The organism is Leptotrichia sp. SK-5 (assembly GCF_055387215.1).
Genome location: NZ_AP028931.1, coordinates 961,899 through 974,202, shown reverse-complemented (window position 1 = coordinate 974,202; position 12,304 = coordinate 961,899). Strand labels below are relative to the sequence as shown.

At 28.0% G+C, this 12,304-nt stretch carries 9 protein-coding genes; 1 reads left to right on the top strand and 8 read right to left on the bottom strand.

What is annotated here, in order from left to right:
- Position 1: 1 nt before the first annotated feature.
- From ACZ5B9_RS04795 to ACZ5B9_RS04760, 8 genes are all read right to left on the bottom strand, one after another.
- Positions 2-1,303, bottom strand: a complete 1,302-nt coding sequence (locus tag ACZ5B9_RS04795) for an alpha/beta hydrolase (RefSeq protein ID WP_464423577.1) — start codon at positions 1,301-1,303, stop codon at positions 2-4.
- Positions 1,304-1,506: 203 nt separating this feature from the next.
- The gene (locus ACZ5B9_RS04790) at positions 1,507-5,136 is read right to left on the bottom strand and encodes an AAA family ATPase (protein ID WP_464423576.1); all 3,630 of its coding nucleotides are present in this window, start codon (positions 5,134-5,136) and stop codon (positions 1,507-1,509) included.
- A 37-nt stretch (positions 5,137-5,173) separates the two neighbouring features.
- Positions 5,174-5,818 carry a hypothetical protein gene (locus tag ACZ5B9_RS04785; protein WP_464423575.1) on the bottom strand — a complete coding sequence of 215 codons (645 nt, stop codon included), beginning with the start codon at positions 5,816-5,818 and terminating at the stop codon, positions 5,174-5,176.
- Positions 5,819-5,847: 29 nt separating this feature from the next.
- The gene (locus ACZ5B9_RS04780) at positions 5,848-6,117 is read right to left on the bottom strand and encodes a hypothetical protein (protein WP_464423573.1); all 270 of its coding nucleotides are present in this window, start codon (positions 6,115-6,117) and stop codon (positions 5,848-5,850) included.
- A 289-nt stretch (positions 6,118-6,406) separates the two neighbouring features.
- Complete coding sequence (locus tag ACZ5B9_RS04775; protein ID WP_464423572.1) at positions 6,407-7,054, bottom strand: hypothetical protein; 648 nt, start codon at positions 7,052-7,054, stop codon at positions 6,407-6,409.
- Between the two features lie 52 nt (positions 7,055-7,106).
- Positions 7,107-8,390: an exopolysaccharide biosynthesis polyprenyl glycosylphosphotransferase gene (locus ACZ5B9_RS04770; RefSeq protein WP_464423570.1), complete on the bottom strand. Its 1,284-nt coding sequence runs from the start codon at positions 8,388-8,390 to the stop codon at positions 7,107-7,109.
- 79 nt (positions 8,391-8,469) lie between these two features.
- Positions 8,470-10,122 (bottom strand): AAA family ATPase, encoded by a 1,653-nt coding sequence (locus ACZ5B9_RS04765; protein ID WP_464423568.1) that lies wholly within the window; start codon positions 10,120-10,122, stop codon positions 8,470-8,472.
- The gene (locus ACZ5B9_RS04760) at positions 10,103-11,230 is read right to left on the bottom strand and encodes an acyltransferase (RefSeq protein ID WP_464423567.1); all 1,128 of its coding nucleotides are present in this window, start codon (positions 11,228-11,230) and stop codon (positions 10,103-10,105) included. The genes ACZ5B9_RS04765 and ACZ5B9_RS04760 overlap by 20 nt, the downstream gene beginning before the upstream one ends.
- A gap of 262 nt (positions 11,231-11,492) precedes the next feature.
- On the opposite strand from ACZ5B9_RS04760, the gene ACZ5B9_RS04755 reads away from it, so the two are divergent.
- The gene (locus ACZ5B9_RS04755) at positions 11,493-12,287 is read left to right on the top strand and encodes a class I SAM-dependent methyltransferase (protein ID WP_464423565.1); all 795 of its coding nucleotides are present in this window, start codon (positions 11,493-11,495) and stop codon (positions 12,285-12,287) included.
- The last annotated feature ends 17 nt before the right edge of the window (positions 12,288-12,304 follow it).

Here is a 12,304-nt window from a genome sequence, read left to right as displayed (position 1 = left end):
TCTAATTTTCCTCCAATTTATCTACCATTAAATTTGCCACATCTTTATGCCATAAAACACCTGTATGTCCACCAAACGGTATCAGAACTTTATTTGAAAATGTATTTTCTATATAATCTAAATCCTGACTCGAATACAGTACATCATTTGTAGATGTTATAAATATAATATTTTTATTATTTCTATTTATAAAATCTTGACTATGTTTTAAATCAAATTCCTCTACAAATTCATTAAAATCAAGATTAGGATTTATATTTTTCTTCAAATATGGATACAAAATTTCTTTTGCGTATTCATCAAATGCAACAGACAAACCTTCTCTAAATTCTTTTGAAATAGAATCAAAACGTTTGTAAGATTTTTTATCTGAAAGTCTACCAGTTGCATTTCTACCGCTGAATACTTCTCCAGCAAAAGTCATATTAGCTGAATAAAATCGAAATAATAGCCCTGTCAATACTTCAAAATCTTTTTCTCCAAGTCCTAATTTTCCTAATGAAGTAGTTAAGTTTGAAAATTCTATATCTTTTATTTTTATTGTGTCATCATACATAAGTCTGCTAAATATTGTATCCATATATTTTTCCAAACTTCTAGCATCGTAAATTCCATTTTTCACCAAAAAATTGTCTAAATTCTGTGTTGCAGTTAAAATACTAATTGGTGAATTTAATAATAATGATTTGTTAATTCCAATTCTTCTATTATTTTTTTCATCAAGTTCATGAAGTAAAAGTGACTGAAAACCACCTAAACTGTAACCGCCGATATAAGTTTTATCAATTTTCATTCCATCGCCTTTTTCTTTTGAAATAGCCTGACTTATCAAAGAATACATTTGTGTCGTTTCATCTTTTATATACCCTGCATATGTATTTTTACTTTGACTTACAATATAAGGCATTGTTGTTGGTGAGCTAAATGCAATTACATTGTATCCCTTGTCATAAAAAACATTTGCTAAATAAAGTGACATTCCACTGTTATAAAGTGAACCTGTTCCTGAAATTATAATCATAAGTGGTGCTTTTTTCCCTTTTTGAGTCCATACACCATACTCATAATCCTTCCATTGTCTTAATATTTCAGGAATCTTTTTGGTTGTCGTAAATTTTCTAACTTTTGGACCCTTTGGGTTTTTAAATTTGTACTGCTGATCAGCAGGTGTTCCAAGAACTGTTGCCGCTATTGCACTATCTTTATATGGATAATCACTCGCTATCTGTGAAATATCTACATCAGCAAAACCTATAACTGATAACAAAAATATTGCTACTAAACCTAATAATTTTTTTAACATTTTCTCAATTATGTGAAAATCTTTTTACACATATCTCCTTTCAAGTTTTAATCGTACTTTATATAACTAAATTTCTTTAATATAAAAAAAATTAAATATTTTTTAATTTGAAATTCAGCTTTAAAGTAATTTTTATATATTATAAATTTTACCTATATTCTATCAAAAATATCAAAAAATTTCCAGTAAAAAAGTTTATTAAATTACACGTCCACCGAAACAATTTTAGTTTCCCCAATTTCCTTATTCATCGTAACCCCGTAAAGTCTATGAGAACCCTTCATTGTTTCCTTATTATGAGTAATTAATATAAACTGCGACTTGTCAATAAACTGATGCAGCAGTTCTACAATTTTTTTTGTATTTTTTTCATCCAAAGCCGCCTCAATTTCATCAAAGAAAGTAAATGGACTCGGCTTAAACATAAAGATTGCCATTATAAAGGATACTGCAAGCATTGATTTTTCGCCACCTGAAAGTAAAAGTAAAGTCTGTTCCGGCTTATTTTTATATTTTACACTAAGTTCCAAGCCAGTTGTAAGCAAGTTTTCAGGATCTGTCATTTTAATCAGTCCTTTTGCTCCATTTAAAATAGTTTCACACATATACTGAAAATTTTTATTTATTTGTTCATAAGCCATAAAAAATTTACTTGTAACTTCCTCTTCAATTTCCTGAATAAACCCAAGCAATGCCTCTCGGCTTTCGAGCAAATCTTTTTTCTGTGCGACAATATTCTGATACCGCTCATTTTCATGCTCAAATTCTTCAATTGAGGCAAGATTCACTGCTCCGATGTCAGTTCTGCTTCTCTCATTTACTGCCAGTTTTTTCTTTGTCGCCATCAACTCATTCTCATCAGCAATTTCAAAATATTCCTCATTTTCGAGAATTTCTTCATTTTCCAGTTCCTTAAATTCAGCCAGCTGAAACTCCAGCTCACTTTCGTTTCGTGTTATTTTTTCAATGATTTTTTCATAGTCATTTTTATGTTTTAACATATTTACTTCAATATCTTTGATTTCACTAATAAATTTTCGCTCTTTTTCTTCAATTTCATGAATATTTTTTTCAATTTTTTGAATTTCGCCTAAAATATTCTCATTTAATTTCTCTTTTTCAGAAATTTCATCTTTTTTATGAGAAATTTTTACAGATAATTCCTTTCCTAACATTTCCCTTTTCTTTTCAAATTCAGCCAGTTCTGCTTTCTCATTCAAAAGCTTCTTATAATCAGACTCAATTTCTGCAAAACGATTTTTATTATTATCTGTTCTAACTTTCAAAATTTCATAATCTCTGTCGGCAGCATTCAGTTTCTGAATAAATTCATCAATATTTTCAAAATTTTTCAAATCTTGATTCAAATTTTCAATTTTAAGATTATTTTCTTCAATATTTTTTTCGATTTTTTGAATTAATTCCAAATTTTCCTTTATTTTAGTTTCTTTTTCCAAAATAAATTTCTCATTTTCAGAAATTTCATAGTTCAAAGTATTAATTTCCCGCTGTTTTCGACTAAATTTAATATTAAAATCATCGTAGTTTTCATTAAACACCTGATATTCATTTTTAAAATTCTCAAATAATTTTTCTGTTTCTGTCCTTTCTGACTCAACTTTTTCAGCTTCCAAAACAATTTTAGACAGTTTATTCTCAAGTTCAACAAAATTATTTCGATTTTTCTCAATTTCACTTTCCAGATGTTTCAATTCCTTTTTTCGCTCAAGAATTTCATCTTTACCCCTAAACGAATGCCCTCCAGTCATTCTACCACGAGAAGTGATAATATCCCCTTCAAGCGTAACAATTCTGTCATTAAATCCTTTTTTCAAAAGCTGCGTCCCAACTTCCAGATTTTCCACAACAACTGAATTTCCATACACAAACTGAATAACTTTTTCTATATTTTTATTTACAAATTTTTTATCAATTTTTACAATATTCCTTGCAAAATCAATAATTCCATTTTTCCCTTTTGTGTTTGAAATTATATTTTGAATTTCTTCTTCTGTCATTTTATTTTTAGAGTCACTTTGCTGAAAAATATCATCAATTGTAGGCAAGAAATCATTCATTTTAGAAACACGAATATTTTCAATCGGCAAAAATGAAGCTCTTCCCAGCTTTCTTTCCTTCAGGATTTCAATACATTTTTTCCCAATTTCACTGTCTTTTACGACAATATCCTGAAACATTCCACCAGATAAAGTTTGTACCGCTTCCTCAAATCCCACTGGAACATCAATCAAATTAACAAAAGCACCAATTACTCCATCAATTTTTTCATTCAAAATATGCTTTATGCTTCGATTAAAAGTTTCATTTTTCTCAATAGTATCCGAAATCGCCTTTTGTTTAACCTCAAAATTCTGAAGTTTGTAGCTAATCTCATTTTTCTGTTTATTAATTCCAGAATATTCCTTTCTAAGTTCCTCTGTTTTTTCATTGAGTTTCTGAATTTTCAGCTCTTTTTCAAGTTTCTGCTTCTCATTTTCTGATTTTTGCATTTCAAAAGTCTGTTTTTCTTCATTTATTTTGTTAAACTCGGCTTCTGCAATACTTTTCTCAGCGATATGCCTTTTATTTTCAGTTTTCGCAGCCAAAACTCTTTTTTCCAAATCCTCATTTTCCCCAGCAACTTTTATTTTATCCACTTCAAAATTAAAGTTCTTTTGTGTCCGCTCCTTTAGTTCAAGGATTATTTTATCACTTTCCTGCTTCAATTCCCCAACTTTTGCTTCCCACTCAGCCTTTTCCTTTTCTTTTTCAATCAAATCCTTTGTTATAAGCTCAAGCTCATTTCTAGACTTATTTAAAATCTCTTCTTTTTCAGCAATATCCTTTTCCAAAATATCTTTTCTCTTAGCTTTTTCATTGGCTTCCGTTTCCAAATTGGAATTTTGATTCACTAGCTTTGAATACTCATCTTTTAAAGTTTCCAAATTTTTAAAGTTTTCGCTATTTTCATTTTTTTGACTTTCCAGATTTTTGTACAATTCTTCCCGAATTTCATTAGTTCTTTGAAATTCCACCTGTTTTTCTGAAAAATTCTTTTCACTTTTTTCTAATTCTTTCTGTATTTCCTGACTTTTTTCCTCATACTCATATTTTAGCGAACTTTTTTCATTGACATTATATTCCAGTACCATAAACCTTTGAACATCAATCTTTTTTGTATATTCCTTAAACAGCCTGGCCTTAGCCTGTTCATCCTTCAAATAGTCAACTCGCAGCTTTAATTCCTTTTCTACATAATCAATTTTTTCAATTTCATTTTTTAAGTCCTGCAGCTTTTTCTCAGAATCTTCCTTCTCAATCTTAGCCCTTTTGACTCCAGCCGCCTCTTCAATAATTTCCTTTAATTCCTTTGGCGAAGAGCCAATAATTCTCTCTACACGCCCTTGCCCAATTATCGAGTAAGCCTGCTTTCCAATCCCAGTATCCATAAAAAGATTATGAATATCTTTAAGCCTGGATTTCTTGTTATTTATTAGATACTCGTTTTCTCCAGTCTTAAAAATCCTTCGAGTAATTTTAACCTCTGAAAAATCTACATCCAGATATCTATCCCCGTTATCAATAATAAGACTGACTTCCGCCATAGACTTTGGCTTTTTGTTCTTCCCGCCAGAAAAAATAATATCCGAACTCTCTTTCGCCCGTATGTTCTTATAACTCTGCTCTCCCAAAACCCACAAAATCGCATCCAGAATATTACTCTTTCCACTTCCGTTAGGCCCAACAATCGAAGTAATCCCATTATCAAACTCCACAACAGTCCTATTCGCAAACGATTTAAACCCTGTCAGCTCCAATGCTTTTAAGTACATCTTTTCTCTCCTAATTTTTTTAACAACTCTTTTTTATTTAATGTAATTTTATCATACTTTCCTCTCCTAAGCCACATTCTTCCCTAATATTTTCTCCAGTTTCTTCAATTACAACACTGCTTTTTCCATCATTCACATCATAACGAATATAAATAGTTGAAGTATCTTCTGCAATATATTCTGTTTCTTTATTATCAAAATTTACCTTTTTACGTTCAATATACTTCCCGGTTATCCCATCTTTATAATAAAACGAATCTTTTGGAGCCAAAAAAGCGTTGAAAAAGTGCATATCCTTTAACTTTTCCTTCTCAATCTTACCATATTGAAAATAAAATTTAAAATCTTTTAATTCTGATATTTCTCTTTCGGTATTTTTATAATAAAATTTATTATTTCTATATACAATATCAAAAATTTCATTATTTAATTTATACTTTCCTTCCCAAACTTCCTCTTTTTTCTCCAAAATCAATTTCATCAAAAAATTATTTTTACGAATTTCCAGCCTGTAATCCTTCTCACAAAAATCATTCAATTTATTTTTTTTATATAATTTTTCTATATTTTCTTCTATTTTTGCAATTTCATTTGATATTTTCATTTCATTGTATATAAAATAAATTAGTAATGAAAATATCGGTAATAATATAATTATTAATATTATTAGTATTTTTTTCATATACATCTACAGATTCTCCGTTTTATGCCTCAATACACATATCCACAAGTTTCTACAATTTTTGTTTTCAATTTAGAATCTATAAATTCAATCTCCCCCATAGTTCCTCCTCTATTTTGTGAATATATTTTTATTTTTTCAAAATTTTCTTTTATTCCAAACTGACTAATATAACTGCTTATCGAATTTTTATCTTTATATTCTGCAAACAATGCTGGAAACATCGAATCTTTTTTATCAACTTCACTCAAAATTTTAATTTCATTCTTTTTTATGGTGTCTGTCTGAAAAAATCCCATTTACATATCGAATTTTTATAATTTCCTCATTAACTTGATATTTACCTTCCCAAATACTATTACCTATTTTTGATAAACTTATTTTTTTATTATATCCCTTATTATTTTTAAAATAACGAATCAACAAACTATACTGATTTTCTTCGCAAAATTCCTCTATATTTTGCCTATTTGATACATTTTTTCCAGTGCTTCTATCACAATTTGAGAATTTTTAGGTTTACAGGACACTAAAATCAATAATAGCAATGAAATTATTATTTTTTTCATATCGTTTCCTTTTAAAATTTTATTTTATATATCTGCAACTTTCCTTCAAACGTAATTTTTCATTTTCAGTTTCAATTATCATTTGGTAATAAAAAGGTTCGATACTTTGATAATTTACATCCATTTTCAAATCCCCTTCTAAATTCCAGTCTGAATCTTTAAAAAATTCCTTAAATGATTTTTTATTTAAATATTTTCCACGAAAATATCCTTCATTTGGACTATGATCTGATATAATTCCTGTACTCACTTCTTCTGTTGTTTTTAATTCCTCATATTTTATCACACTAGTCTGAAAATAAGGTTTAAAGTCTGTTATTTCTTTTCCTGTCTTGGAATCATAATACTTTTCATTTTTATATATAACTTCTTTTGTAATCTCATCTTTATTATTAATTGATTTAGAATATTGACCAGTCCATATATTTTCTCCTGTTTTTCTTAAGTTCATTGATTCATAATATTCATCCTTCCCTTTGCTATATGCTTTGGAAAATTCATAATAATCACTGCAAAAAGTATTTATAGTTTTATTTTTATCACTATACTGAGACACTATAAATTTTTTTGTTTTTTCAGAAGTCTTATAATCACGAAATAGTATCACATATAATAAAACAAATAAAAACACTAAAATTGATAAAGTTATTAAAATAAATTTTTTCATTTCTGTCCTCCATTAATAAATTTCATTACCTTCTCTCAAAAATCCAAAATTATTATCTCCCTTTTCCAAAAATCACAATCGTAACTGTCTTTAACAATATCTTCACATCAAATAAAATATCGTGGTTTTTTATATAATACAAATCATACTGCAATTTTCTATAAGCGTCTTCAATACTTGCTCCATACGGATACATAACTTGTGCCCAGCCAGTAAGCCCCGGTTTTACAGTATGTCTTAGATTGTAGTACATAATTTCCTTTTCCAGCTGCTTTATAAAAAATTCTCTTTCTGGACGTGGTCCAACGAAACTCATTTCTCCACGCAGCACATTCCACAATTGCGGCAATTCGTCAATTCTTGTAAGACGCATAAATTTACCAAATTTTGTGACACGGTTATCATTTTTTGTAGCCCATTTTGGTCCATCTTTTTCGGCATCAGTTGTCATTGAACGAAATTTTACTATTTTAAATGGCTTGTTTCCTTCGCCGATTCTTTCCTGTATAAAGAATATTGGTCCTTTCGATTCGATTTTTATTATTATTGCTGCAACAATCATAATTGGAATTACACAAACTCCGATTAAAAGTGCAAAAATTATATCAAGAATACGTTTGGCTTTCAAATTAAAACTGTTGTAGTAAATTTCAAATCCTGTATTTTCCAAAAACCATTTTGGACTCAAGTTTGAAACTGGCAATTTATTTTCGTATATTTCATAAAATTCCAGATAGTTATAATACTGTATTCCTCCAAGTTTATACTGCAAAAGTTTATCCACAAGCTTTGTATCGTATAAAAGATTGCTTGTAAAATCCACAATTATATCAACTTTTTTATTTTCGCATAAATTCAATAATTTTTCTGTTAAAATATCCATATTTTTTTCTTCTTTTAAAAAGTCCGATAATTTATACTGACGATCTTTCTTTATGCTTTCCAGCAAATCTTCTGTATACCCATTTTCACCAACAAAAACAATTCTTTGCTTTTCAGCTAATCCGATCATTATAATATAACGGTAAATAATCTGAAACATTGTAAGCAGACCAAACAGAATTATCGCTTCATTCAGAATGAAAATGCGCAAAAATGTCGTAATCATAACAAGAATAAAGTTAATTCCAACAATAATCACAATATCCCGTAATCTATATCTTCCTGCCATATTATAAACATTCGCCACATAATAAATTACCATAGAGCAAATAATCACAATAACATTTGTAAATCCAAGTCCACGATTTATAAGCAACAGTCCTATAAAATACATTAAAATCATCAATATTCCAAATAAATAGGAATAATTTTTTTTCATTCCACTTACTGCCATTCTAAACTACACTTCCTTTTTTTATTTTTTTAAAAATATATTCAATTACTAAAATCTTGATCATTTTTACCAAAAAAATTTATTTTTCCATTATTTCATATTTCATTTTAATTTTTTTTCTATAAAACGCGAGCCCAACGCAGACAATTCTGCCTGTTCCTCTATTTCTTAATTCTACATCGTACTCTTTCTCTTTTATTTGTTCAAATCCAGCTTTTGCATAATTTTCCAGCTCATCTTCATTATTTACAGCTTTAAATTCAAATATATACGCTGGATTTATTTTATTTTTAGGCTCTAAAACCAAGTCTGCCCTTCCATAGCCACTTTCTCTTTCCGACAACCTAATGTAATCGTTTCCCAATATTATAAATATTCCAATTAAAAATATTTTATAATATTTCTCGTCCTTTTCCGTGTCAAAATAACTAAGTGAAGAAAGTATCTCGTCTTGAAGCCCTTTTGCAAATTCTTCTATTTTCCCATTTTTTAAATTTTCCACAATATTTGAAAACTGTGTATAATTTCCAACAAATCTATCTATAAAAATTTTTCTAAAAAAAGTCTGTATTTCTTTATTTGGAAGCCTTAATGGATAGAGTTCCCCCTTTTTCTCCCCATCAGTTGTCAAATATCCGCTGTACAAAAACAATTCCCATATATCACTTGCATTAAATGCATATTCCATATATTCATTTATTGCCTTATAAACTGTTTTCCCCACAAAAAGTTTTTCCAAGTCTTCTATTACTTTTTTATCTGCTTTCCCTAACAAATCATATATTGTCTTATTGCCTGAGACTCCTATCCAGTATGGACGTAATTTTTTTTCATCCAAAAAGTTAATAATCGACCAAGGATTATAAATTTCAGTTTCTCCAAACTGATAACCGTCATACCACTCCCTGACATCTTCCATCTCATAGTCAAGTCCATAATATTTCACAGCCTCAATAACTTCATTTTCAGTAAGTCCATAATACTCTGAATATTTTTCGCTAAAGATATTATTTACTTTCAAATTATTTAATCCTGAAAAAATTCCTTCTTTTGCAATTCTCAATATTCCAGTCATAATTCCAAACTGCAAATATTCATTATCCTTCATTGCATCCCCATAAAACTTCTTAAAAAAAGAAATTGCCTGTTTATAATATCCCTCCTGATAAGCCTGAATTATCGGCGTATCATATTCATCTATTAGCACAACAGCTTTTTTCCCATAATATTCATACAAATATTTTGTCAACGCTTTCAATGAGCCTTTCCAATTTGAATTTTCATTATTAAAACAAATATTGTTAAAATCCATCAAATCAAATTCATCTAATTTTTTTCTTATATATCTAAATTCTATATAAATATTTCTTATTAAGTCTTTTATTTGACTCAGACAGTTTTCCCAGCTAACCTCTTCCATATTCCTAAAACTTATATATATAACAGGATATTGCCCCTGCTCCTGCATGTGTTCACTTTCAAAAATATTTAATCCGTTAAATAATTGTCGATTTTCTTCTCTATTTTCTATATCAAAAAAATATTTAATCATTGACATATTAAGGGTTTTTCCAAATCTTCTTGGACGTGTAAATAAGTTTACTTTTGCTCTGTAGTATAAAATATCTTCAATTAGCTTTGTTTTATCAATATAATAATAATTATTTTCTATAATTTCCTTAAAATCAGACACCCCTATTGGCAATGGCTTTCTAGTCTTGTTTTCCGCCATATTTCTCCCTCCTTTTATTTATTCCAGCTAAAAAATTATATATTCTATTTAATATTTCGCTTGTAAAAAATGATAGCAAAAATACTATTAAAAATGTAATAATTATATATAAAAAATAATTCATTCTGGATTTTAATATTCTTTCACAAAAAAATAAAAAAATCGGATGAATTAAATAAATATCATAAGTTTTTGCTGATACAGATTTTATAATTCCTTTTACTTTGCCTAAAACTTTTTCTCCATCAAAAATATTTACAATATAATCATAAAGAAAAACTGTGGCTATAAATACACTAACCGAGTGATAATCGTAAAAATAGTCAAAAAATTTTCCACTTGATTTTGTAAATATATATGTTAAAAAGACAGTTAGTGACACTGCTATTAAAAAACCTGTATATTTTTTCCATTTTTTCATATTCAAAGGCTTTTCTGCAAGTAAATAGCCAATTAAGAAGTAACCGACATATTGCCCAGCTGGAGAATATATTTTTATATTTTTCTTAAAAATCACATTTAGAAATGGTACTAAAATCATAAATATTATCCACACAAAAACCAGATAATTAATACTTTTTCTATCAACTTTTGCTACAACCTTTCGTAAAAAGGGAGTTATCAAATAAAGCGACAATATCATATAAATATACCACAAATGATAATAAATTTTCCCTTGAAAAAAGTTTGAAAAAAAATTATTATAACTTTCTTTCTGGAAAAAAATCGAAATTATAGTCTTATAAGTTGATTTTCTAAAAAAAACTGAAAATAATTCATTATCTTTAACACCTTTAAAAATTATTGTAAATATAAAAAAAATAACAGAATATACAAAAAACTTAGGCAGAATTTTTGCAAATCTTTTTTTAAAAAATATTTTCACATCCTCATCTTTTCTCAACAGAAAAAATCCACTAACCATAACAAATATCGGCACGCACATTCTGCTAAATGAATCTGCAATATTTGCCATCATCCATCTGTTTCCAGATATTTTACCATAATTATACAACTCGCTTGCAACAATATGAATAAATAAAACCATACTAATTGCAATGCATTTTAAAATATCAAAATTAAAAAATCTGTCCTTATTTTTTACCATTTATAAATCTCCAAATTTATGAATCTTCCTCAATAGAAATATAAATAATTTTAACATAGTTCCAGCTATTTTTCAATCAGTTTTCCTTTATATAAATAGGCTTACGATTATAATTATTGGTCTCAAATACCAAATTTATATGATTTTAACAGTTTAATAACTATTTTTATTTTTTAAATAAAACTTGCATTTTGAATAAATGCGGGTATAATTCTATTAGATAGTTTGATAATCAAAATTTTATAATAAGGAGGGATGTGTTATGGGAATAAAACTTGACAATGTTTCTGAAACTATGCTTATTACTTTGTATATGCGGGCAACTGATGCTAAAAGCGAAAAACCTATTTTGAATGATAAAAAATCTGAAGAAATAATTTCACAGATAAACTATGATTTTTCAAAATTTAAACATGCATGGGCTTCGTATTATGGTGTGCTTTCACGTGCAAAAATGATGGATAATGAAGTGAAAAAATTTATGAAAAAATATCCAGATTGTGTAATTGTGTCGATTGGATGTGGACTAGATACAAGATTTTTACGAATAGATAATGGAAAAATAAGATGGTACAATCTTGACTTGCCAGAAGTTATTGAAAAACGAAAATTATTTTTTGAACCTAATGAACGAGTTACAGATATTGCAAAATCTGCATTTGATTCAGCATGGACAAAAGATATTAAGCTGGAAGGGAAGAAATTACTTATTATTTCCGAAGGTGTATTAATGTATTTTAAAGAACAGAAGATTAAACAGTTTTTGAAAATATTGACTGATAATTTTGATTCTTTTGAAGCTCAGTTTGACTTGCTTTATAAAGGAACAGTTAAAATGAACCAAAAACATGATACCATAAAAAATATGAACGCAGATTTCAAATGGGGAGTAAAAGATGGAAGTGAAATTGTAAAATTGAATCCAAAATTAAAGCAAACTGGACTTATTAATTTCACAGATGAAATGAAACATCATCTTCCTGGCTGGAAAAAATTATTTGTTCCTCTGTTCTATATTGCTAATAATCGACTTGGAATTTATATTTATGAAAAATAAATTGATTCAATAATCTA

Bases quoted from the DNA above. Each gene is read 5' to 3' on its own strand.
- ACZ5B9_RS04755 (WP_464423565.1), top strand. From the start codon at position 11,493: ATGGGAATAAAACTTGACAATGTTTCTGAAACTATGCTTATTACTTTG.
- ACZ5B9_RS04760 (WP_464423567.1), bottom strand. From the start codon at position 11,230: ATGGTAAAAAATAAGGACAGATTTTTTAATTTTGATATTTTAAAATGC.
- ACZ5B9_RS04780 (WP_464423573.1), bottom strand. From the start codon at position 6,117: ATGGGATTTTTTCAGACAGACACCATAAAAAAGAATGAAATTAAAATT.
- ACZ5B9_RS04785 (WP_464423575.1), bottom strand. From the start codon at position 5,818: ATGAAAAAAATACTAATAATATTAATAATTATATTATTACCGATATTT.
- ACZ5B9_RS04795 (WP_464423577.1), bottom strand. From the start codon at position 1,303: ATGTTAAAAAAATTATTAGGTTTAGTAGCAATATTTTTGTTATCAGTT.
- ACZ5B9_RS04770 (WP_464423570.1), bottom strand. From the start codon at position 8,390: ATGGCAGTAAGTGGAATGAAAAAAAATTATTCCTATTTATTTGGAATA.
- ACZ5B9_RS04765 (WP_464423568.1), bottom strand. From the start codon at position 10,122: ATGGCGGAAAACAAGACTAGAAAGCCATTGCCAATAGGGGTGTCTGAT.
- ACZ5B9_RS04775 (WP_464423572.1), bottom strand. From the start codon at position 7,054: ATGAAAAAATTTATTTTAATAACTTTATCAATTTTAGTGTTTTTATTT.
- ACZ5B9_RS04790 (WP_464423576.1), bottom strand. From the start codon at position 5,136: ATGTACTTAAAAGCATTGGAGCTGACAGGGTTTAAATCGTTTGCGAAT.